Raw genomic sequence first — 22,621 nt, 5'->3', positions numbered from 1 at the left:
GCCGTGCCGATCCGTACCAACCGCGGCCGGGCCGCGGTCTACCGCCGGCTGTGGGGTTTCCCGCTGCGCTCGCCCCGGCACCTCGTCGGAACCCTGGTGTTCCTGGCGATCGTGGTCATCGTGCTCGGCATCGTGCTGCCGCGCGTCACGGGCAAGGAGAGCAACGCTGCGGCGCCGCCCCCGGAGCCGGCCACCTCGTCCCGGCCGGGTGTCGCCGCCCCGGTGCCGTCCACCGCCACGCTGCCCACCCGGCTGTCCAGTCCGCTGGCCACACCCACCTCCGCGGCACCCAGCCCGGAGGCGTTGAACGTCGCCAAGCAGTGGGCGGAGGCCTGGGTACGCCATCCGGCGGGCGTCACCAACGCCGACTGGCTGAACGGCATGCGGGCACTCACCACGGAGGAGTACCTCCCCGTGATGTCCACTGTGGACCCCGCGAACATCCCGGCGACCCGCGTCACCGGTGACCCCGCGGTCACCTCGTCCTACGGCAGTTCCGTGCAGGTCGTCATCCCCACCGACGGTCCGAAGCTCAGCATCACCGTGGTCAGGACCGACGCGGGGTGGCGGGTCGCGGACTACGACCAGGCGAGCTGACCGTGCGGCTCGCGATCCTCGTCGGGGTGCTCGTCGCCGCGGTGTTCGCCGCGGTGCTGACCACCACGGCGGTGACCAAGGTGGTCACCGACCAGCAGCAGGCCGCGGCAGGCGGAATCGCCAACACCTCGTGCGACGCGGCCATCGGCCCGAGCCAGCCGGGACAGCCGGAGCAAGGCGGCGCCCAGGCCTCGCAGCTGGACGAGGAGCAGCGCGGCACGGTCGCGCTGATCATCTCGGTGGGCAAGCAGCGCAGTCTCGCGCCGCGGGCCTGGCAGGTGGCGATCCAGGCCGGGATGACCGAATCGGGCCTGCACAACCTGACCTACGGCGACCGTGACTCGCTGGGCATCTTCCAGATGCGCCCGTCGATGAACTGGGGCAGCGTCGCACAGGTCACCGACCCGAACTACGCGGTCAACAAGTTCTTCGACGTGCTGCTCGGGGTGCCGGACTGGCAGAACCTGCGTCCGGGTGACGCGGCGCAGGCCGTGGAGCGCTCCGGTTTCCCGGACCGCTACCACCGGTGGGAGGCGATGGCCGCCACGCTGGTGGAGAACCTGGGCCAGGTCACCGACGTGGTCGGCTGCGGGCAGGGCACGGGCGCCGCGCTGCCGCCGAGCCAGGCCGCGGCGCAGGCCATCGAGTTCGCGCTGGGCGAGCAGGGCAAGCCGTACGTGTGGGGCGCGACCGGTCCGGACACCTACGACTGTTCGGGCCTGATGCTGCGTGCCTACGAGTCGGCCGGGGTGATCCTGCCGCGGGTCTCGCGGGACCAGTACAAGGCTGGCGCGATGCTGCCGGTGAACGAGGCGCAGCCCGGTGACCTGGTGTTCCTCGCGACCGACCCGGCCGATCCGGCGACCATCCACCACGTCGCGATGTACCTCGGCGACGGCAAGATCGTCGAGGCCCAGCAGACCGGCGTACCGGTGCACGTGCGGCCGTTCGCCTTCGACGAGGCGGAAGTGGTCCCGCAGGCAGTGCGTCCCGGCGTCTAGCATGGAACGCGGGAGGCACCGGCTCCCGGCCTCGCGGCAACCGGACGGCGAGGGCGGATTCACCCGAAGTCGCGGCCTGTCCACGAGCAGGTGGCCGCGCGCTGGCAGAGGATGACACACGTGGCACGGAAATTCGGCAAACGAGGCAAGCCCGGCCAGGGCGAGTCCCAGGACCCGGCGGCGTTGTTCGGCGCACCGCAGCCGCCGCGCCAGTCCGCGCACCCGGCGTCCAGCACCCCGTTGGGCGACCTGCTCGACCACGGCTGGCCCGGCGTGGACGCCGGATACGTGGTGCTGCCGCGGTCGCTGGCCGAGGGCATGTCGTTGCCATGGCAGCAGCAGATGGCCGCGCTGCTGGCCCAGTTCCACGCGGAGAACGCGAGCCTGGCGTGGCCGGTCTACCGGGTCGTCCCGTCCCGCTACGAGCGGCTGGACGATCTGGACGAGGAGCAGCTGGCCGAGGCCGGCTACCTGGTCGAAATGGACGCCGACGGCGACATGGTCTACCGCGAACGCAGCGGCCGCAAAGTCCAGGACCCGCACCACACGTCGGTCCTGGTGTCCTGCCTCGACCCGATCCCGCGCCCGGACGCCCACCCACCCGCCCCGAACCCACCCCCGGGCCCGCTGGCCGCCCCGGCCCCGATGAACATCGGCCCGGCCCCGGTATGGCGCTCGAACGCCCACGGCTTTCACGAGCCGTCCGGTGGTGGGGCTGTGTCAGGTGGGCCTGTGTCGGGTGGTGGACCTGGGACCGGTGGGCCTGGGGCCGGTGGGGGGCCTGGGGCAGGTGACCGTCCGGGATTCGCGGGTGGAGCCGGGTCCGGCGGCTCGCCGGAGCAGGGAGCGGAGCCTGTTCGCGGAGCCGATCCCGGCCCCGGACGCGTCTCGGGCAGCGGCCAAGGCCGTCCGGCTGGTCCCGGCAGTGGCCAGACGGCGAACCCTGGCGGCGGCCGTGCGACGAATCCCGATCCCGGAGCGGCCCCTGCATCCGGTCTCGGTGCGGACTCCGGTGTCGCGGCAACGCCCGACCAGCAAACCGGACCGGAACCACGCACTGGCTCGACACTCGAACCTCGTAACGCTCCTGAACCCGGTATGCCGAACGGCGCCAGGGCTGAATCCACCCCCGGCCCTACCGGAGCACCCGAGAGTACTGCCGCCTCTGGCGAGATGCCCGCGACTGCCGCGGGGACAGCTGCGGCTTCTGCTGGTGCCGCCGGGACGGCTGCGCCTGCTGCTGGTTCTGTGGAGGGGCCGCCGGGTGCTGTCAGCGGGCCTGCTGCTGGTTCTGTGGAGGGGCCGTCGAGTGTTGCCAGCGGGCCCGTCGCTGGTTCTGCGGCCGGGGCACCGAGTGCTGCCGGATCGCAGGTTGCTGGTCCCGGTGAAACGGTCTCGCGGGCGGCGGAACCCGGCGGCGTACCGTCGACGCACGGCGTGGTCACCCCAGGTAGCGGCCTCGCCGACCCGGCCGGCGGCGATCCTGGTGCGGACAGCGCTCGTCCGCCGGTGGGACCCGCGGCCGGCGGTGCGCCCGAGTTGCCGGCGCCTGGGCACAACGACCCGCTCGCCGGCGAGGTTCCGGCCAGCCCACACGCCGACGCGCCGAGCCATCCCACGGTCGGTGCCGCCTCGGAAAACGTGGTGTCGGAGCCTGCCTTTCCCGCGGCATCTTCGCAGCCGCCCCCCGCCGTGCCGGTTTCGCCGGAGGCGAACGAGCAGCTTCGTGCGCGGCAGTCGTGGCAGCCGAAGCCGTACGTACATGAGCCCCGCCAGACGCAGAGTCCCGGTTACGCAGGACTGCCGTCGTGGGGCTCCGGAGGTAACGCAGCGCAGGACCAACAGGCGGCCTCACTCCCGGCAGAGCCTGCCCAGCCGAAGACCGACTTCCCGCGCCCCCCCGAGCCGACGGTCGAGGCCCCCGGCACCACTCGGCCGCGAACGGATGCAGCCCCGCCGCAGCCATCTCCGACCGAACCGCCAACCCCAGTCAACGAGCCGTCCCAGGCGAATGTCCCACAACCGCCGGCAGCGTCGACACAGCCGCACGGCCAGCCGTCGTCGTCGCCGCAGTCGTCGGCACAACCGCCTTCGCCGCCACAGCCACAACCGCAGTCGCCGTCATCGCCGCAGCCACTGACACGGCCGCAATCGCCGTCATCGCCGCAGTCGCAGCCACTGGTACAACCGTCGCAGTCGGCGCCGCAGCAGCCGTCGGCTTCATCGCAGCCTTCGCAGCCGCAGTCGGTGCCGCAGGTGTCGCCGCAGGCGCGACCGTCGCCGCCGCAGCCTTCGACGCAACCGTCGCAGTCGCCGTCGCAACCACCGTCGAATGAGGTGCCGCCAGCGCCGCCGTCGCAACCGCCTTCGCAGCAGCCATCGGCGCCGCCGCAGCCGCAGCCTTCGATGCAGCCTCCGTCGTCGCAGTCGCCGTCGCATGAGGTGCCACTAGCGCCGCAGTCGCAACCGCAGGAGCAGTCGCAACCGCCGGGCCCAGTGCAGCCGTACTCTCCTGGTCAATCCGGGGAGCCTCCGCAGTCGCCGGTGGTTGCGGCGGGGGAAGTGGGCAGCGGGGTCTCGGAGCCGGGTGTTGTGCCACCTTCGGGAGCACCTTCACCCACACAGGCGTATCCGGACAGTTCGTCGGGATTCTCGTTGCCGCAACCCGGGGGTGGGCGGCGAGTGGATCAGGGGGCGTCTGCGTCGGGCGGGCGGCCGTTGCCGGTGTTCCCCGGGCAGGAGACGGGGCCGGTCGCGCCGCCTCCGCCGGCGCGGGGTCACCGGGTCGAGCCGCCGGTGTTTCCCGGGCGGGAGCCGATCGTGCCGCCGGTGCCGGGAGCGGGTACCGGCGTCCCGCCGGTGCAGGGTGGGCAGCACGCCGCGCCGGGGACGGGGTCCGCTGTCCCGCCGGTGTCCGGACAGCAGCCTCCGGTGCCGGCAGCGGGGACTGCTGTGCCGCCGGTGCCGGGGGCGGGAACTGCGGTGCCGGGGGCGGGGCCCGCCGGGTCGCCGGAGACGGGAACTCCTGTGCCGGCGGTGCCCGGATCTGCTGGCCCGCCGGTGCCTGGGTCAGCTGCGTCGCCGGGAGCGGAGCCGCAGCGCCCGTCGCCGGAGGGGGATGACACCGACACGCCGCCGCGGGGGACGCCGCTGCCGTCGCGGGGGTGGTTCGACGAGCATCCCGATCACCAGGACAGCGAGGGATTCGGGCCGACCGGCGATCCGACCGAAATCCCGTTCCGCTGGCGCAGATGACCCGCCGGATGCGACGCTGAAGCCATGTCGGACGATCCGAACCCGGACGAGGGCTGGTACTACAACACCCGCACCCACGAGGTCGAGCACCGCGACCGCGGCCGCGGCATCGACCTGCTCGGGCCCTACCCGGACGAGGCCACGGCCCGTCGCGCCCTCGACATCGCCCGGGAACGCAACCGGCAGGCCGACGCCGCCGACCGCGCCTGGGACGGCGACTGACCCCAGGCCACGGACCGCGGCCAACCGGCCGACGGCACAAAACTCCGTGAGCGACAGCCGACCAGCCGGTGAGAACGCCAGCCGGTACCGAGCGCCCTGAACGGCGCCCGGGTCGGCTCGTGCGTCCCCGAAGTCCACCAGCGGGTGTCGGGAGCAGGGAAACACCCGATCGGTCGCCGGGGCGCAGCCAAGGCCATCGACCAGCCAGCGAGCGCTGAGTCTCTGCTGCCGGGAGCTGCAATCAGTAGCGCGAAACTGCTGCGCCGACAGCCCTGGCCTCTCGCCGTCGGAAGCCCCGAGCGCAACAGCCCGGCCCTGATGCCGGAAAGCCCCGAGGTCCATGAACTCAACCTCCGAGCCCGGACCCCGACTCCGCAACCCACCCGAACCCCCCCGAAGCTGCCCAGCCCAGCCGTGTGTCAGGAGGTGGTGACCACCGAGGGATCCAGCACGAAGTCCGGGTCCACCTGGTCCTCCAGGTCCGAGCCGGTGCGGCCGTTGCCCCAGGCGCGGGCGTTGCGTAGGTGGAATTCCACGCCCTGACGCTGGTAGCGAGTCCAGTCGCGGGTTTCGGCGTCCACTGTGGACAGCATGGTCGCCAGGGTGTGCAGGTTCGGCTGCTCGAGCTCGCCGATCGGGCGGGTGCTGCCGCGTTCGGCGGCGCGGACGTGGCCGGACGCGGTCATCCAGCCGAGCAGTGCGTCGCCGAGCTGGCCGGTCAGGAACTCGACGTCGTCCGCGTCGGTCACCTTGTTCCCGACCGCCACCAGCCGCACGCCGAAGTCCCGGGCGTGGTCGGCGTACTGCCGGTACACGCCGACACTGCGCAGGGTCGGCTCGCACACCAGGAACGTCACGTCGAAGCGGGTGAACAGGCCGGACGCGAACGCGTCGGCACCCGCGGTCATGTCCATCACCACGTACTCGCCCGGCTCGTCGACCAGGTGGTTGAGCAGCAGCTCCGCGGCGCCGACCTTCGAGTGGTAGCAGGCCACGCCCAGATCGTCCTCGTCGAACCGGCCGGTAACGCCGAGCCGAACTCCGCCGAGCGCGCGGAAGCAGGCGTCGAACACCGGGTTGTCCTCGAACGGGCGCACCAGCCGGGACCCGGACCCTGGCGGGGTCGTCTTGATCATCGCCGCGGCGGACGGGATGCGCGGATTGTCCCCGCGCAGGTAGTCCTTGATCAACGTCATGTTCTCGCCCAGCGTCGGCCAGGCCAACGCCTGCTCCTCGGTGGCCCCGAGCGCCACCGCGAGGTGCTGGTTGATGTCGGCGTCGATGGCCAGCACCGGTTTGCCGGCGTCGGCCAGGTAGGACACGAACAGCGACGAGAGCGTGGTCTTCCCGCTGCCGCCCTTGCCGACGAACGCGATCTTCACGGCGCACCCTTTCCGAAAATGAAGACGGTTTTCATTGCGGCACGCTACACCCGTCCGGCCGCGCCCGAACGGGCGATCACGGCCGCCTCGGCGGGATACTGTGGGGTGGTGCCCCCACTCGTGATCCGGACCCACGCGTCGGGAGGGGACTTCGGTCGTCTCCGGGCGGAGTTCGCGCTGCCGGAGTCCTTCGGCCCGGACGTGCTGGCCGAGGCCGAGGCGGCGGTGCTCGACCCGCTCGCCTCCGCGGGCGGGCGTGAGGACGCCACCGCGCTGCCGTTCGTCACGATCGACCCGCCCGGTTCGAAGGACCTGGACCAGGCGATGCTGCTCGAACGCACCGCCGGCGGCTTCCGGGTGCACTACGCGATCGCCGACCTGGCCGCGTTCGTACCGCCTGGCGGGGCACTGGATCACGAGGCGCGCCGCCGCGGGCAGACGCTCTACCTGCCGGACGGCAACGTCCCGCTCCATCCGCCGGTGCTTTCCGAGGGCGCCGCGAGCCTGTTGCCCGGCGAGGTCCGCCCGGCCGTGCTGTGGACGATCGACGTCGGCGAGGACGGTGAGCTCGCCGCCACGCGGGTCCGCCGTGCGCTGGTCCGGTCCGTCGAACAGCTCGACTACGAGGGGGTGCAGGCCGCGCTCGACGCGGGGCGCCCGCATCCCTCGGTGGCCGTGCTGCCGGAGCTGGGCAGGCTGCGCCGCGAGCTGGCGGTGCGCCGGGGCGCGCTCGAGCTGCAGTTGCCGGAGCAGGAGATCACCGGTGACGCGGACGGCGGCTGGGTGCTCGACCGCAGGCCGCGCACGGTGGTCGACGCGTGGAACGCCGAAATCTCCCTGCTCACCGGCATGGCCGCGGCGCAGATCATGCTGGAGGCCGGGGTGGGCGTGCTGCGCACGCTGCCGCCGGCCGACGCGGGTTCGGTGGAGTGGCTGCGCCGCTCCGCGGCCGCGGCGGGACTGGGCTGGCCGGCCGAACAGAGCGTCTCCGAGTTCCTGTCCGCTTTGGACCCCGGACAGCCGGTCTCGATGGCCATGTACGCGGACACCACGCGGCTCCTGCGGGGCGCGGGGTACACCGCCTTCGACGGTGCGTTGCCGGAAGTCGCCACGCACGCCGGGATCGGCGGTCCGTACGCGCACGTCACCGCGCCGATCCGGCGGCTCGTCGACCGCTTCGCCGCGGAGGTGTGCCTGGCGGTGACGGCAGGACGCGAGGTGCCGCAATGGGTTCGCGAAGCGCTCGCCGAGGTGCCCGGGCACATGTCCGTTTCGGACGGTCTGGCCGCCCGCGTGGAGCGGGCCTGTATCGACCAGGTCGAGGCCTGGGTGCTGGCCGAGCACGTCGGGCAGGAGTTCACCGCGGTGGTCCTGCGTGCCGAGGAGACGAGGGCGGAGATCCTGCTGGAGAACCCGCCGGTGATGGCCAAGTGCGCGGGGGAGCGGTTTCCGGAAGGGGAGCGCATCGCGGTGCGGCTCACCGAAGTGGACGTCGAGCATCGGAAGGTGTCGTTCGAACGGGTATGAGGAACGCGGAACTGATCGACGACCTGGGCGAGCCGGTACCGGTCGCCGAGGAACCCCGGCGGGTGGTGTCCCTGGTGCCGTCGCTGACCGAGGCGGTGGAGGTGAGTGCGCCCGGCCGGATCGTGGCCGCCACCGACTACTGCACTCATCCCTCCACTCTGGACGTGCCGAGGGTGGGCGGGTCGAAGTACCCGAAGCTGGACCGGATACTGGCCGCGGAGCCCGACCTCGTGCTCGCGAACTCCGAGGAGAACCGGCCCGAGGACGTGGAGGCGTTGCGGGCCAACGGGATCCCGGTGTTCGTGATGGCGGCCGCGGAATCCGTCCCGGCCGCGCTCGGCTCGTTGCGACGCATCCTCACCCAGGTCTTCGCGGTCGCGGAACCGGAATGGCTGGTGACGGCGGAAGACCTGTGGCGCGAGGTCGAACCGGTCCGCCACCGCGCCGTGATCCCGGTGTGGCGCAAGCCCTGGGTGGTGCTCGGCCGGGACACCTTCGCCGGGGACGTGCTGCGCCGGGTCGGGATCGAGAACGTCTACTCGCGGCATTCCGAGCGATATCCCCGCCCGCCGCTGGCGGAGCTGACCGAAACCGGGGCCGACCTGGTCGTACTGCCCGATGAGCCGTACGAGTTCACCCAGGACGACGGCCCCGGATTCTTCCCGCGGATGCGTCCGGTGCTGGTGTCCGGCCGGTACCTCAGCTGGTACGGACCGTCCCTTGTGGACGCCTATGTCGCGCTCAGAGAGTCAGTCCGGTGAGGACGGTCACGCGGTCCTCGGTGAAGTCCGCCATCGCCGCGGCCGGGCCCTCCCGGCCGCGGCCGGAGTCCTTGACCCCGCCGTAGGGCATCTGGTCGGCGCGGAAGCTCGGCACGTCGCCCACCAGTACGCCGCCCACCTTGAGCCGCGCGGAGACGTCGAACGCTGTGGGCAGGTCCCGGGTGAAAACACCAGCCTGAAGGCCGAAACGTGAAGCGTTGATTCGTGCCACGCCGTCGTCCACTGAGGACACGCGTACGAGCGAGACGACGGGTCCGAAGACCTCGTCCGCCATCACGGAAGCGTCTTCCGGTACGTCGGCGAGCACAGTCGGCTCCACCGTTGCCCCGGACCGCCTGCCGCCGGCGAGTACTGTCGCACCGGCGGCAGTCGCTTCGGAGACCCAAGATTCCACTCGTGTGGCAGCTGTCTCGTTGATCAGCGGCCCGACGTCCACGCCGTCCTCACGCGGATTTCCGGTGCGCAGCGCGGCGACCTCGGCCAGCACCTTCTCCTGCAGCGTGTCGTAGATGTCGGTGTGCGCGTAGACCCGTTGCACCGAAATGCACGACTGTCCGGCCTGGTACATTGCGAACGTCGCGATCCGTCGCGCGGCGAAGTCGAGATCGGTCCAATCCGGACAGACGAGTACCGCGCCGTTGCCGCCGAGTTCCAGTGCCACGTGCTTGCGTGGTACGGAATCGCGGATCGCCCAGCCCACCGGGACCGATCCGGTGAACGACACCACCGGCAGCCGCGGGTCCCTGACCAGTTCGGCGGTCTCGTCGTTGCCCAGCGGCAGGATCGACCAGCTGCCGGCGGGCAGCGCGGTCTCGGCGAGGATTTCCCCCAGCAGCAGCGCGGTCAGCGGAGTGGCCGGCGCCGGCTTGAGCACGATCGGCGCTCCGACGGCGATCGCCGGTGCCACCTTGTGCGCCACCAGGTTCAGCGGGAAGTTGAACGGCGTGATGCCCAGCACCGGACCCTTGGGTACGCGCCGGACGAGGGCCAGCCGTCCGGTGCCGCCGGGATCGGTGTCGAGTCGTTGCAGTTCCCCGGAAAACCGGCGGGCCTCCTCGGCCGCCCAGTGGAAGGTGGACACCGCCCGGCCCACCTCGCCGCGGGACCACTTCAGCGGTTTCCCCGATTCCGCCGTGATCAGGTCGGCAATCTCCTCCGCCCGCTCCGAAAGCCTGCGGGAAATGTGGTCGAGCGCCCCCGCGCGGACGTGGGCAGGCAGGGTCGCGAAGTCGTCGGCGACGTCGGCAGCCGACTGGACCGCAGCCTCCACATCGGACGGACCAGGCAGGTGGTGCGAGCCGGCCGTCGAACCGTCGAACGGATGCCGGACGGCGGTGGTACCAGTGCCGGTAGCCGGTTTTCCGGCAACCCAGAACGGAACAGTCATGCGCGGGACTCCGTACGGACAGCGTGCTCGAGAACGGCGAGACCTTCGTCGAGCAGTGCATCGGACAGGGAAAGCGGTGGCAGCAGTCGGATCACGTTGCCGTAGGTGCCACAGGTCAGCACGACGACGCCCTGCGAATGGCACGAGGCGGCGATGCGCTTGGTCAGGTCGGCATCCGGCTCCTGTGTGCCCGGCTTGACGAACTCGGCGGCCAGCATCGCGCCGCGCCCGCGGACGTCGCCGATCACGCCGGTTTCCGTGGCCAGCGCACGCAAGCGCGGCAGCACCAGTGATTCGATCCGTTTCGCGGAGCCGGCCAGATCGTCGGTGCGCATGGTCTCGATCGCGCCGAGTGCCGCGGCGCACGCGACCGGGTTGCCACCGTAGGTTCCGCCGAGTCCACCCGGGCCGACGGCGTCGATCAGTTCGGCGCGCCCGGTCACCGCGGACAGCGGCAGCCCGGCCGCGATGCCCTTGGCGGTCGCGACCAGGTCGGCGACCACCTTCTCGTGCGTGGAGGCGAACCACGACCCGGTGCGGCAAAAGCCGGTCTGCACCTCGTCGGCGACGAACACCACCCCGTTGTCCCTGCACCACGCCGAAAGCGCGGGCAGGAAGCCGGGTGCGGGCTCGATGAAGCCGCCCTCGCCCTGGATCGGCTCGAGCACCACGGCCGCCACCTGGTCGCCGCCGATCTGTTTCTCGATCCGGTCGATCGCGATCCGCGCGGCATCGGGCCCGGACAGGCCGTCGCGGTAGGGGTAGGAGCCCGGCACCCGGTACACCTCGGGCGCGAACGGACCGAAGCCGTGCTTGTACGGCACGGACTTCGCGGTCAGCGCCATGGTCAGGTTCGTCCGGCCGTGGTAGGCGTGGTCGAACACCACGACGGCTTGGCGTCCGGTGGCCGTACGGGCGATCTTCACGGCGTTCTCCACGGCTTCGGCACCGGAGTTGAACAGCACCGACTTCTTCGCGTGGTCGCCCGGCGTGAGCTCGGCGAGTGCCTCGCACACCGCCACGTAACCCTCGTACGGCGTGATCATGAAGCAGGTGTGGGTGAACCGGCCGGCCTGGTCGCGCACGCGGTCCACGACCGCCGGCGCCGAGTGCCCCACGTTCGTCACCGCGATGCCGGAACCCAGGTCGATCAGCACGTTGCCGTCGGCGTCGGTGAGCAGGCCCCCGGTGGCCGAGGTGACGTAGACGGGCAGCGTGGACGAGACACCGGCGGCGACCGCGTTGCTCCTGCGTTCCTGCAGCTCACGGGAGACAGGCCCGGGAATCTCGGTCCGCAGCCTACGTTGCCGCGCCACTGGCGCCGCGTCCTCGATGCTCGTGGTCATGTCACTCCTCGTGGGTCTGGTGCCCTCAGAATGCGTGGGTGGGGGTGGATTGTCAGGTGGACGAGATGGATAGATCGGCGCGTAGAATTGGCCGTTATGGCATTGACGCTCGGCGAGCTGGCAGGGGAGCGCGCGCTCGGTCTGCGTGTGGTGGCCGGGAAACTCGCGCTGGACCGGCCGATCGGCTGGGTGCACCCGACGGAGCTGACCGATCCGCAGGCCTTCCTCGAAGGTGGCGAACTGCTGCTCACCACGGGGCTGGCCCTCGACGACGCGAACGCGGCCGGATACGTCCGGCGTCTGGTCCGCGCGGACGTCGCCGGCCTCGGTTTCGGCGTCGGCTTGAGTCACCGCCGGGTGCCCTCGGCGTTGATCGAGGCCGCGGACGAGGTCGGCTTGCCGGTGCTGGAGGTGCCGCGGCGCACGCCGTTCATCGCGATCACGCGGGCGGTGTCCCGTTCGGTCGCGGCTGACGAGTACGCCGCCACAGTGCGCCTCGGTCGTGCGCAGCAGGATCTGACCCGCACCGCGGTCGGCCGGTCCGGCGTGGCCGGCGTGGTACGCCGGCTCGCGCGGCTGATCGACGGCTGGGTCGTGCTCTACGACGCCGGCCGCGTCAGCGAAGCCGCGCCTGCAGCTGCCCGGGCGATCGGCGCGCGGCTGGACGTCACCGGCCTCCGTGCCGGGGCCCGCGTCGTCACCGACGGCGATGACGAGGTCATGCTTCAGACCCTGCACACGAGGGGAGCCCTCGCCGTCGGTACCGCGAAACCGCTCGATGTCACGGGAAGGCACATCGTGAACACCGCGGTGTCCCTGCTTTCCCTTGCCCTGGAACAGGACCGGGCCCAGCGTGCGGCGCATTCCCAGCTGCGGAGCGGAGTGCTCGAGCTGCTGGCCGGCGGACAGGAGGAGCTGGCCCGGCGGTCAGTGCCGGATCTGCCGCCGAAGCCGTGGACCGTGCTGGCGGTCGCCGGGAGCCGGGCCGCGCGCGACACCCTGTACGAGCGGCTGGAAACAGCTGCCGGACAAGTCTTCTTCGCGCACCGCGGGCAGCGGCTGATCATCGTGACCGACGATCCGGCCCAGGTGCGCGGGGACGAAGGCTGCCATGTCGGCGTCTCCGATGCCGCCGACTTCCCCGCCGCGCTGCGGCAGGCCGAGGAAGCCGCCGACGTGGCAGGCGAACGGCGCGTGCCCAGGCTGGACTACGCCGACCACGCCGGCGCCGGACTGCTCACCCTCCTGGACACCCAAGCGGCACAAGCGTTTTCCGAACACCTGCTGGCCCCGTTGCGTTCCTTCGACCGGACCGGCCGCGGTGACCTGGTCACGTCCCTGCGCTGCTGGCTGGAACACCACGGCCACTGGGATCTCGCCGCCACGAAACTCGGCGTGCACCGGCACACCCTGCGCAACCGGGTGACCAAAGCCGCCGACCTGCTCGGCCGCGACCTCGACGCGCCGGGAGTGCGAGCCGAACTCTGGCTCGCACTGCGCGTCACTTCGTGACGAGCAACGCGATCGGCGAATCCCCGCAGCGGCGCAGCGTCGCGCCCGCCGACGAGGTGTAGGGCTCGGCGCCGGAAGTCCACCACGCCGGCACGTCGACGTCCCGCACCAGCGAACCGGTCGCCTGCCGCACGCTGTTGGACACGATCACCCGCCCCTGCGCGTTGAGCAGCGCGGCATGCCGGCCCAGCGAACGCAGCCGCCGGCTCACCGTGCGCTCGAACTCGCGCACGTACACGTCCGCACCCACGACTCCGCCGAACCCGCCTTCGCAGGCCACGGGCACGGTGAAGGTCAGCGTGTACTCGTCGGTGCAGAGGTAGTCCACGTACGGGCCGTTGATGTGCCGGCGCCGGCTGTCGCGCGGGACCGTGAACCAGGATTGCCGTGTGTAGTCGAGGAAGTTGGGACTTTCCGGGTCCAGGCTGATGAACAGCTGCTCGGGCTCGGCGTCCACAGAATCGGCAGTACCCCCGGAGCCCGCCGAGTTTCCCGAGATACCCGGGCAGGTCCACCACTCGAACCCGAACTCCTGGTCGGTGAGCACGTGCGGCGCGCTCACGAAGCCGGCGCCGATCACCAGCCCGCCGAGCGCCTCGATGACCTGGGGACGGATGCCGTGCAACGCTTCCGCGGTGCGTCCGCCCGGCTCGGCGAGCACGGTCTCGGCGGCGGCCAGCACCGGCTTCAGCCGGGCGAAGATCTCCTCGACGAGGGCGGACACCTGGGTCACGACCTCGTCGCCGGGTGGCGTGCGGGTGTCGGTCACGATGCTCACCTCGTGCGGCAGGGTCATCGAAGCTTACGGCGTTTCGAGGGACAGGTGCAGATCCGCGAGCCGATCGAGCGCGCCCAGGACGTGGTCCTCGGTCAGCTTGCGCGCCAGATCGCCGTCGGCCGAGGCGATCGCCGCGACGATGGCCTGGTGCTCAGCGTAAGCCTCCCGGCCCAGCTCGCCCCCGCCCAGGGGTACCCAGAGCAACCCGCCGTGTTCGCCTTGCAGCTGAACCTCCTGGTTGGTCAGGCGCGGGGACTGCGCGGCCGCGGCCACCTCCAGGTGGAAGTGCCGCTCGGCCCGGATCGCCTCCGGCCCGGTCGCCTCGAGCAGGTCCTCGGCGTTGAGCCGCAGCCGCTCGACGTCCTCGGTCGTACTGCGTTCGGCGGCGAGTTTGGCAGCCGAACCGGCCACTGCCAGGTAGTGGTCGCCGAAGTCGCGCAAATCCGCCATCGACAGCAGCCGCAGCCGCTTCGCCCAGGAACTGGGCGGCGGCCACGCCGGGGTGCGCACGAAGCTGCCGCCGCCGCGGCCACGGCGGGTTTCCACCAGCCCTTGTTGGCGGAGGACGGCGAGCGCTTCACGCACGGTGACAGTGGAGACCTTGAACTGCGCGGCCAGCTCCACCTCGCTCGGTAGCTGCTCGGCGTCGTCGAGCAGACCGAGGGTGATGGCGTCGAGCAGCCGCGCCGCGACCGCCTCGGCGCGGCCGAGCTGGTCCAGCGGAGCGAACATCGCCAGCCGCGCGCTGTTCGACATCTCCTTGCGCATCGTGGTCCACCCGTCTCGGCGTGCAATGGGGTCAATCCTGCCCCAGGACCTTGTCATGTGAAATATGGAGTTATATGTTTCAGCCTGCCACGGAGAGTCAGGAGGCGCACGCGTGCAGGAACTGAGGCATTTTGTCGGCGGCAAGTACGTCGACTCGCGGTCCGGGAAGGTCGCCGAAATCGTCGACCCGGTCACCGGACGCGCGTACTGCACCGCACCGGTGGCCGGTGCCGAGGACGTCGACCGCGCGCTGAAGATCGCCGCTGAAGCGTTCGAGACGTGGCGCGAGACCACGCCGGCCCAGCGTCAGCTCGCGCTGCTGAAGCTCGCCGACGCCGTGGAGGCGCGCGCCGAGGAGATCATCGGCGTGGAGTCGCGCGACACCGGCAAGCCGATCTCCCTGACGATGTCGGAAGAGGTGCCGATGGTCCTCGACCAGCTGCGTTTCTTCGCCGGCGCGGCCCGCGTGCTGGAAGGCCGTTCGGCCGGGGAGTACATGGAGGGCCACACGTCGTTCGTCCGACGGGAGCCGGTCGGCGTCTGTGCCCAGGTGACGCCGTGGAACTACCCGCTGATGATGGCGATCTGGAAGATCGCGCCCGCGCTCGCGGCCGGAAACACCATCGTGCTCAAGCCCTCGGACACCACGCCCGCCTCGACCCTGCTGCTCGCGGAGATCGCTTCGGAGTTCCTGCCCGCAGGCGTGTTCAACGTGGTGTGCGGCGACCGCGACACCGGACGTGCGCTGGTGGAGCACGAGATCCCGGCGATGGTCTCGATCACCGGCTCGGTGCGCGCCGGGATCGAGGTGGCCGAGGCCGCGGCCCGAGACGTCAAGCGGGTGCACCTGGAACTGGGTGGCAAGGCGCCGGTGATCGTGTTCGCGGACGCGGATGTCGAGGCCGCGGCCGAGACCATCGCGATGGCCGGCTACTTCAACGCGGGCCAGGACTGCACCGCAGCCACCCGGGTGCTGGTCGCCGACGACGTGCACGACACCTTCGTCGCCGCGCTCACGCGGCAGGCGGTGGCCGCGAAGACCGGCCTGCCGGACGACGAGACGGTCGCCTACGGCCCGCTCAACAACGCCGACCAGCTGGCCAAGGTCGCCGGGTTCGTCGACCGGCTGCCCGGGCACGCGACCGTCCACTGTGGAGGGCAGCGGGCCGGCGACGAGGGCTACTTCTACGAGGCCACCGTGGTGTCCGGAGTCCGCCAGGACGACGAGATCACCCAGGGCGAGGTGTTCGGCCCGGTGATCACCGTGCAGCGGTTCACCGACGAGGCGGACGCGGTGCGGGCGGCCAACGGCGTGCCCTACGGTCTGGCTTCCTCGGTCTGGACGAAGGACCACCAGCGGGCCATGCGGGTCTCGGCGAAGCTCGACTTCGGCTGCGTCTGGATCAACACGCACATCCCGCTCGTCGCCGAAATGCCGCACGGCGGGTTCAAGAAGTCCGGCTACGGCAAGGATCTCTCGCTGTACGGCCTCGAGGACTACACCCGCGTCAAGCACGTGATGAGCGCACTGTAGCCGCATCGGTGACCAGATCCACGGGAAGGCCCGTCATGCCCCACCAAGCCCCCGCCGAGACCCGGAGCCCCGATCGCCGCCCGCCGGGCGGCCGTCCGGCCATCCGGCTCACCGGCCTGCAGAAGCACTTCGACAAGGTGCGCGCGGTCGACGGCGTCGACCTCGACATCCCACCCGGCGAGTTCTTCTCCATGCTCGGCCCGTCCGGTTCCGGCAAGACCACCGTGCTGCGGATGATCGCCGGCTTCGAGATGCCCACCGCGGGCACGATCGAACTGGCCGGTCAGGACGTCAGCAGGCTGGCGCCGTTCGAACGCGACGTGAACACCGTCTTCCAGGATTACGCGCTCTTCCCGCACATGTCCGTGCGGCAGAACGTCGAGTACGGGCTGAAGGTGCGCCGCGTCGGGAAGGCCGAACGGCGCAAACGTGCCCAGGAAGCACTGAGCACCGTGCGGCTCGACGAGTACGGCGACCGCAAGCCGGGACAGCTCTCCGGTGGCCAGCGTCAGCGCGTGGCGCTGGCCCGCGCACTGGTGAACCGGCCCAAGGTGCTGCTGCTGGACGAACCCCTCGGCGCGCTGGACCTCAAGCTGCGGCAGGCGATGCAGATCGAGCTCAAGCAGATCCAGCGCGAGGTCGGCATCACCTTCGTCTTCGTCACGCACGACCAGGACGAGGCGCTGACCATGAGCGACCGGATCGCGGTCTTCAACGCCGGCCGGATCGAGCAGGTCGGCACCCCGGTCGAGGTGTACGAGCGCCCCGGCAGCGCGTTCGTCGCCGGGTTCGTCGGCACCTCGAACCTGCTCAGCGGGCGGGGTGCGGAGGCGGTGATCGGCCGGCCGGGCGTGTTCAGCATCCGGCCGGAGAAGATCCGCATCGACGGTGATCTCGCCTCCCCGGCCGGGCCGGGCGAGACCTCGGCGACCGGTTCGGTCACCAATGTCGTCTACGCGGGGTCCACGGTGCGCTACGCTGTCGCGCTCGATGCCGGGGGCCAGTTGTCCGTGATCCGCCAGAACACCAGCGAACCGGCCAGATTCGCCGATGGCCGGGTCCGCCTGAGATGGCGGCGTGAACACAGTTTCCAGGTACCCGAAGCCGGCTAGTTCTCACGGGAAGGTTCACTAGGAGATGAAGAACAGGAAGACGCTGCTCGCGGGTCTGTGCGGCGTGAGCCTCCTGCTCGCGGCCTGCGGCACGTCGGGTTCCGACTCCGCGGGGTCGGCGCCGGGCGCTCAGGGCTTCACCCCGCCCAAGCTCGCCGCGATGACCCAGCTGGGTCAGCCGGAGGGCCAGCTGAACGTGCTCGCGTGGCCGGGCTACGCCGAGAACGGCTCGAACGACCCGAAGGTCAACTGGGTCACGCCGTTCGAGCAGCAGACCGGGTGCAAGGTCAACGTCAAGCCGTTCGGCACGTCCGACGAGGCCGTGACACTCATGAAGACCGGCCAGTACGACGTGGTCTCCGCCTCCGGGGACGCCTCGCTGCGGCTGGTCGCCTCCGGCGACGTGGAGCCGGTGAACACCGCGCTCGTGCCGAACTACAACGACGTCTACCCGTTCCTCAAGAACAAGTCGTGGAACAGCGTCAACAACGTCTCCTACGGCATCCCGCACGGCTGGGGCGCCAACGTGCTGACCTGGCGCACCGACAAGGTGAGCCCGGAGCCGACTTCGTGGTCGCCGATGTTCGACCAGAACTCGCCCTACAAGGGCAAGATCATCGCCTACGACTCCCCGATCTACATCGCCGACGCCGCGGTGTACCTGATGGCCCACCAGCCGGACCTGGGCATCAAGAACCCGTACGCGCTGGACGACAAGCAGTTCAACGCCGCGGTCGACCTGCTGAAGAAGCAGCGCCCGCAGGTCGAGGAGTACTGGTCGGACTACCTCAAGGAAACCCAGTCGCTCAAGAGTGGCGACGGCACGATCGGCACCGCCTGGCAGGTGACGGTCAACCTGGCCAAGAGCGAGGGCGCGCCGCTGCAGTCCACGGTGCCGAGCGAAGGCGCGACGGGCTGGTCGGACACCTGGATGGTGTCGGCGAAGTCGCAGCACAAGACCTGTGCCTACAAGTGGATGGACTACATCGTCAGCCCGAAGGTGAACGCGCAGGTCGCCGAATACTTCGGTGAGGCGCCGGCGAACTCCAAGGCGTGCGCGGAGTTCGAGGACAAGTCGCTGTGCGACACCTACCACGCCAACGACGCCGCGTACGCGGCCAAGATCCAGTACTGGACCACGCCGATCCCGCAGTGCCTCGACGGCCGCACGGACGTCAAGTGCAAGGACTACGGCGACTGGACCCGGGCCTGGACCGAGATCAAGGGCTGACGCCCCCGGGGTGACCGGTGCCGCGCACCGGTCACCCCCGCACAGACCCGGGGGTGGCGGGCGTACTCCCCCCTCCGTCCGCTGCCCCCGGCCCCCGCTCCCCGTTTCCGAAAGCGCAGGCACATGACCGCCGTGAGCCCGCCGAGCCGCCGCGTTTCGGCCTTCTTCCACCGCAAGCCCCGGCTGCGCCTCGGGATGCTGCTCAGCGCACCGATGCTCTGGCTCGGGCTGGCCTACCTCGGCGCGCTCGCCGCACTGTTCATCACCGCCTTCTGGTCCACCGACGTGTTCACCGGCAAGGTGGTCACCGACTGGTCGCTGGACAACTTCGTCACGCTGTTCAGCGATTCGGTGTACCGCACCATCACGCTGCGCACGGTCGGGATCGCCCTGCTGGTCACGGTGATCGACGCGGTGATCGCGTTCCCGATGGCCTTCGCCATGGCCAAGCTCGCTTCCCCGCGTGCGCAACGGCTGCTGGTGATCGCGGTGATGACACCGCTGTGGGCGAGCTACCTGGTGAAGGCCTACGCGTGGCGAACCCTGTTGTCCGGCAACGGAGTGCTGAACTGGCTGCTGAAGCCGTTCGGCGGCACCGGGCCGGGTTACGGCGTGACCGCCACGGTGATCACGTTGTGCTACCTCTGGCTGCCCTACATGATCCTGCCGATCTACGCCGGCCTCGAGCGGCTGCCGGACTCACTGGTGGACGCCTCCGGCGACCTGGGCGCACGCACGTTCCGCACGTTTCGGTCGGTGATCCTCCCGCTGACCTTCCCGGCCATCGTGGCCGGCTCGATCTTCACGTTCTCCCTGTCGCTGGGCGACTACATCGCGGTGAAGATCGTCGGCGGCACGTCGCAGATGCTCGGCAACGTCGTCTACGACAACATCGGCGCGGCCAACAACCTGCCGTTCGCGGCGACGGTGGCGCTGGTCCCGGTCGTGATCATGCTCGTCTACCTGGCCGCGGTGCGCCGCACCGGCGCGCTGGACAACCTCTAGGAGACCGCCGTGCGGATGTCGAAGACCGCCCGGGTGCTGCTGTGGACCGCACTCGGGATCGGGTTCGCGGTGATCTACTTCCCGCTGCTGGTGGTCCTGCTGAACTCGGTCAACGCGGACACCACGTTCGGCTGGCCGCCGAAGCACTTCACCCTCGAATGGTGGGGCCGCGCGGTCGGGAACGAGGGCGCGCTGCACGCGTTGTGGACCAGCGTGCTGGTCGGCCTCGTGGCCACCGCGATCGCGCTCACGCTGGGCACGATGGCCGCGTTCGCCCTGCAGAAGTACCGGTTCTTCGGGCGGAACTCGCTGTCGTTGCTGGTGGTGCTGCCGATCGCGCTGCCCGGCATCGTCACCGGGATCGCGCTGAACAACGCGTTCCGCACCATCCTCGGCATCGACCTCGGCCTGATCACGGTGATCGTCGCGCACGCCACGTTCTGCATCGTGGTGGTGTTCAACAACGTCGTGGCCCGGTTGCGCCGGATGGGCGGGAACCTGGAAGAGGCGTCGATGGACCTCGGCGCGGACGGCATCACGACGTTCCGGCTGGTCACTTTCCCGATGCTGCGCTCGGCCCTGCTGGCCGGCGGGCTGCTCGCGTTCGCGCTGTCCTTCGACGAGATCATCGTGACGACGTTCACCCTCGGCACCGGCATGGAAACGCTGCCGATCTGGATCTACAACAACCTGTTCCGGCCCAACCAGGCCCCGGTGGTGAACGTGGTGGCGGCGGTGCTGATCATCGTCTCGACGGTGCCGGTGTACCTGGCACAGCGCCTTTCCGGCGGCGACAGCTCCAGCGGCGGCCGGATCTGACCGCCCCGAAAGCGCCCGGGGTCAGCGGAATCCGTCGGTCGCCTCGCGTAACGCGGCCAGGATGCCCGGGTCGCTGACCGCGTGGCCGGCGCCCTCGGTCAGGCGCAGGGTCGAGCCGGGCCACGCGCGGTGCAGCTGGTAGGCGGTGATCGGCGGGCAGACCGCGTCGTAGCGGCCCTGCACCAGTACCCCCGGAATGCCGGCCAGCCGGCCCGCGTCGCGGATCAGCTGGCCTTCCTCCAGCCACGCGCCGTTGCGGAAGTAGTGCACCGCCAGCCGGGCGAAGGTCAGCGCGAACGACGGATTCGCGTACTGGTCGACGAAAGCGGGCTGCGGTAGCAACGCCACCGTCGCGCCTTCCCAGGTACTCCAGGCGATCGCGGCACGTTCGGCGGTTTCGCGGTCAGCGGAGCCGAGCAGTTCCGCGTAGCCCTCGATCGGGTCTTCGCGCTGCCGCTCGTCCAGTGGAGCCAGGAAGGCGTCCCATTCGGCCGGGAACAGGGTGGCCGCACCACCGCGGTAGAGCCAGTCCAGTTCACGCCGGCGCACAGTGAACACGCCACGCAGCACGAGTTCCGAAACTCGGGCCGGGTAGGCCTGCGCGTACGCGAGCGCGAGCGTGGAACCCCATGAGCCGCCGAAACACTGCCAGCGCTCGATGTGCAGCCGTTCGCGGAGCAACTCGAGATCGGATACCAAGTGCCACAACGTGTTCGCGGCCAGATCCACGTCCGGGTCGCCGGCGCTCGGGGTGCTGCGCCCGGCGCCACGCTGATCGAACAGGATGATCCGGTAGGCGTCCGGGTCGAAATGCCGCCGGGCCATCGGCGCGAGCCCGCTGCCCGGTCCGCCGTGCAGCACCACGACCGGCTTGCCGTCCGGGTTTCCCGCCTCCTGGCAGTAGATCGCGTGCCCGTCGCCGACCTCCAGCATCCCGGCGGCGCGCACCGGCGTCGCGGGGTAGAGCTCCTCCATGGCGGATATCTTCACCGGCTCCGCCGCGTCCGGCGAACGCGGGGTGGGGACCCGCCCCCGCCGCCAAGCCGAGCGGGTCCCCGTCCGTGATCGCGCCGGCGGCCCTGGTCGCGGGTCACGGTCGCGAAACCTCGAAGGTCTCGGCGGCGCGGCGTGCACCTTCACGCTAGGGCAGCCGGAGAATGCCCGTCAAGAACATGAGCGCCGTTCATACATGTGAACGACTGCGAAAGCAATCGCCCGATGCCGCTTGCCTCGTGTTTACCTGTCACTGGGTAGCTTTTCGGCAATTCCCGAATCGGAAGCGAGAAAGGCCGCCGCATGTCCACGGTCAGTTACGTCGAGTCCATTGTCGTCGGCGCCCTGCAGGGTGTGTCGGAATTGTTTCCGGTGTCCAGTCTCGGGCACAGTGTGCTCCTGCCCGCGCTCGTCGGCGGAAACTGGGCGCGGGACCTGAGCATCGGTAAGGATTCGCCCTACCTCGCGGTGCTCGTGGCCATGCACGTGGCCACTGCACTCGCTCTCGTACTGTTCTTCCGCCGTGACTGGGTACGCATCATCGGTGGCCTGTGGACGTCGGTGCGCAATCGCGAGGTGCGTACCGCGGACCAGCGGCTGGCCTGGCTGCTCGTCCTGGCCACGATTCCGGTCGGGATCGCCGGCCTGCTGCTGGAAGGCCTGCTGCGCGACGTGCTCGGCAAACCGGTCCCCGCGGCGATCTTCCTCGCGCTCAACGGCGGGGTCCTCTATGCCGCGGAACGGTTCTCCCGTCCGGGAAAGCCCGCGCGTGCCGAGGACACAGTGGACTTCAGCGCCGAGGACACGCTGGTGCTGCGCGCGGTCACGGTGGAGGAGGCCACCGACGCGCGGTTGTCGAAGCTGAGTGTGAAAGACGCGGTGCTCATCGGATCGGCGCAGGTGGTGGCTCTGCTGCCCGGAATCAGCCGCTCGGGCGTCACCATGGTGGCCGGGCTGCGGCGAGGCCTGGCGCACGAGGACGCGGCCCGGTTCGCGTGGCTGCTGGCGACGCCGGTGATCCTCGCGGCCGGTGTGCTGAAAATGCCTTCGCTGTTCAGCCCGGAAAACAGTCCGTCACTCGGCTCGGCCCTCGTCGGCAGCGTGGTCGCCTTCATTGCGTCCTACGTTTCTGTCCGCTTTCTGACGAAATACTTCGAAACGCGCACCTTGACGCCCTTCGCCGTCTACTGCCTGGTCGCCGGAATCGGCAGCCTGCTCGTCTTCACTGTGTGAGGCCGGATGCGTTGCGTGCGTGTGGCAGGTGCACACTGACCACAGAGAAATCGTGCCGACGCCCCCGTGGTTCCGGCGACCGGCCGGTGGCGAGCGAACGACCCGGAGCCGGCCGCGCGGCTCCGCCGGTGGGCTCC

18 protein-coding genes are annotated in these 22,621 nt (G+C 70.5%); 12 read left to right on the top strand and 6 right to left on the bottom strand.

What is annotated here, in order from left to right:
* Positions 1-3: 3 nt before the first annotated feature.
* The 3 genes from BJY18_RS17085 (at position 4) to BJY18_RS17075 (ending at position 5,075) form a co-directional block, all read left to right on the top strand.
* On the top strand, positions 4-597 hold the full coding sequence (locus BJY18_RS17085) for a hypothetical protein (protein WP_184780927.1): 594 nt from the start codon (positions 4-6) through the stop codon (positions 595-597).
* A gap of 2 nt (positions 598-599) precedes the next feature.
* A complete protein-coding gene (locus BJY18_RS17080) occupies positions 600-1,598 on the top strand; it encodes a C40 family peptidase (RefSeq protein WP_184780926.1) in 999 nt (332 codons plus the stop codon).
* Positions 1,599-4,877: 3,279 nt separating this feature from the next.
* The gene (locus tag BJY18_RS17075; RefSeq protein ID WP_184780925.1) at positions 4,878-5,075 is read left to right on the top strand and encodes a hypothetical protein; all 198 of its coding nucleotides are present in this window, start codon (positions 4,878-4,880) and stop codon (positions 5,073-5,075) included.
* Between the two features lie 419 nt (positions 5,076-5,494).
* Here the strand turns inward: BJY18_RS17075 and BJY18_RS17070 are convergent, their stop codons facing one another.
* Positions 5,495-6,457, bottom strand: coding sequence for an ATP-binding protein (locus BJY18_RS17070; protein WP_184780924.1), 963 nt, complete (start codon positions 6,455-6,457; stop codon positions 5,495-5,497).
* Between the two features lie 120 nt (positions 6,458-6,577).
* On the opposite strand from BJY18_RS17070, the gene BJY18_RS17065 reads away from it, so the two are divergent.
* Positions 6,578-7,984, top strand: coding sequence for an RNB domain-containing ribonuclease (locus BJY18_RS17065; RefSeq protein WP_184784659.1), 1,407 nt, complete (start codon positions 6,578-6,580; stop codon positions 7,982-7,984).
* On the top strand, positions 7,981-8,745 hold the full coding sequence (locus tag BJY18_RS17060; RefSeq protein ID WP_184780923.1) for a helical backbone metal receptor: 765 nt from the start codon (positions 7,981-7,983) through the stop codon (positions 8,743-8,745). Before BJY18_RS17065 ends, BJY18_RS17060 begins: the two co-directional genes overlap by 4 nt.
* Here BJY18_RS17060 and BJY18_RS17055 read toward each other — a convergent pair.
* On the bottom strand, positions 8,726-10,153 hold the full coding sequence (locus tag BJY18_RS17055; RefSeq protein WP_184780922.1) for an aldehyde dehydrogenase family protein: 1,428 nt from the start codon (positions 10,151-10,153) through the stop codon (positions 8,726-8,728). The genes BJY18_RS17060 and BJY18_RS17055 overlap by 20 nt on opposite strands.
* A complete protein-coding gene (gabT, locus tag BJY18_RS17050; RefSeq protein ID WP_184780921.1) occupies positions 10,150-11,499 on the bottom strand; it encodes a 4-aminobutyrate--2-oxoglutarate transaminase in 1,350 nt (449 codons plus the stop codon). The genes BJY18_RS17055 and gabT overlap by 4 nt, the downstream gene beginning before the upstream one ends.
* A 96-nt stretch (positions 11,500-11,595) precedes the next feature.
* On the opposite strand from gabT, the gene BJY18_RS17045 reads away from it, so the two are divergent.
* Positions 11,596-13,011, top strand: a complete 1,416-nt coding sequence (locus BJY18_RS17045; protein ID WP_184780920.1) for a PucR family transcriptional regulator — start codon at positions 11,596-11,598, stop codon at positions 13,009-13,011.
* Here the strand turns inward: BJY18_RS17045 and BJY18_RS17040 are convergent.
* Both BJY18_RS17040 and BJY18_RS17035 read right to left on the bottom strand, forming a co-directional pair.
* Entirely contained in the window at positions 13,001-13,780 is a 780-nt protein-coding gene (locus BJY18_RS17040) for a cache domain-containing protein (protein ID WP_184784658.1), read from the bottom strand. The two genes, BJY18_RS17045 and BJY18_RS17040, sit on opposite strands and share 11 nt — an antisense overlap.
* Before the next feature lie 33 nt (positions 13,781-13,813).
* Positions 13,814-14,557 carry a FadR/GntR family transcriptional regulator gene (locus BJY18_RS17035; RefSeq protein ID WP_184780919.1) on the bottom strand — a complete coding sequence of 248 codons (744 nt, stop codon included), beginning with the start codon at positions 14,555-14,557 and terminating at the stop codon, positions 13,814-13,816.
* A 112-nt stretch (positions 14,558-14,669) separates the two neighbouring features.
* Here BJY18_RS17035 and BJY18_RS17030 point away from each other — a divergent pair, with 112 nt between their 5' ends.
* From BJY18_RS17030 to BJY18_RS17010, 5 genes are all read left to right on the top strand, one after another.
* Positions 14,670-16,091 (top strand): gamma-aminobutyraldehyde dehydrogenase, encoded by a 1,422-nt coding sequence (locus BJY18_RS17030; RefSeq protein ID WP_184780918.1) that lies wholly within the window; start codon positions 14,670-14,672, stop codon positions 16,089-16,091.
* Between the two features lie 35 nt (positions 16,092-16,126).
* The gene (locus BJY18_RS17025) at positions 16,127-17,203 is read left to right on the top strand and encodes an ABC transporter ATP-binding protein (RefSeq protein WP_184780917.1); all 1,077 of its coding nucleotides are present in this window, start codon (positions 16,127-16,129) and stop codon (positions 17,201-17,203) included.
* Between the two features lie 25 nt (positions 17,204-17,228).
* Positions 17,229-18,434 (top strand): ABC transporter substrate-binding protein, encoded by a 1,206-nt coding sequence (locus BJY18_RS17020; protein ID WP_184780916.1) that lies wholly within the window; start codon positions 17,229-17,231, stop codon positions 18,432-18,434.
* 123 nt (positions 18,435-18,557) lie between these two features.
* Positions 18,558-19,439, top strand: coding sequence for an ABC transporter permease (locus BJY18_RS17015; protein WP_184780915.1), 882 nt, complete (start codon positions 18,558-18,560; stop codon positions 19,437-19,439).
* Between the two features lie 15 nt (positions 19,440-19,454).
* Positions 19,455-20,258 (top strand): ABC transporter permease, encoded by an 804-nt coding sequence (locus BJY18_RS17010; protein WP_221459424.1) that lies wholly within the window; start codon positions 19,455-19,457, stop codon positions 20,256-20,258.
* A 21-nt stretch (positions 20,259-20,279) separates the two neighbouring features.
* Here the strand turns inward: BJY18_RS17010 and pip are convergent, their stop codons facing one another.
* Positions 20,280-21,233: a prolyl aminopeptidase gene (gene pip, locus BJY18_RS17005; RefSeq protein WP_184780913.1), complete on the bottom strand. Its 954-nt coding sequence runs from the start codon at positions 21,231-21,233 to the stop codon at positions 20,280-20,282.
* A gap of 321 nt (positions 21,234-21,554) precedes the next feature.
* Between pip and BJY18_RS17000 the strand changes: the two genes are divergently transcribed.
* The gene (locus tag BJY18_RS17000; RefSeq protein WP_184780912.1) at positions 21,555-22,484 is read left to right on the top strand and encodes an undecaprenyl-diphosphate phosphatase; all 930 of its coding nucleotides are present in this window, start codon (positions 21,555-21,557) and stop codon (positions 22,482-22,484) included.
* Positions 22,485-22,621: the final 137 nt, after the last annotated feature.

The sequence above is a fragment of the Amycolatopsis jiangsuensis genome (genome assembly GCF_014204865.1).
Lineage (GTDB): Bacteria > Actinomycetota > Actinomycetes > Mycobacteriales > Pseudonocardiaceae > Amycolatopsis > Amycolatopsis jiangsuensis.
Note: the sequence above shows the minus strand (reverse complement) of the source record. Positions and strands in the feature narration are given on the sequence as shown.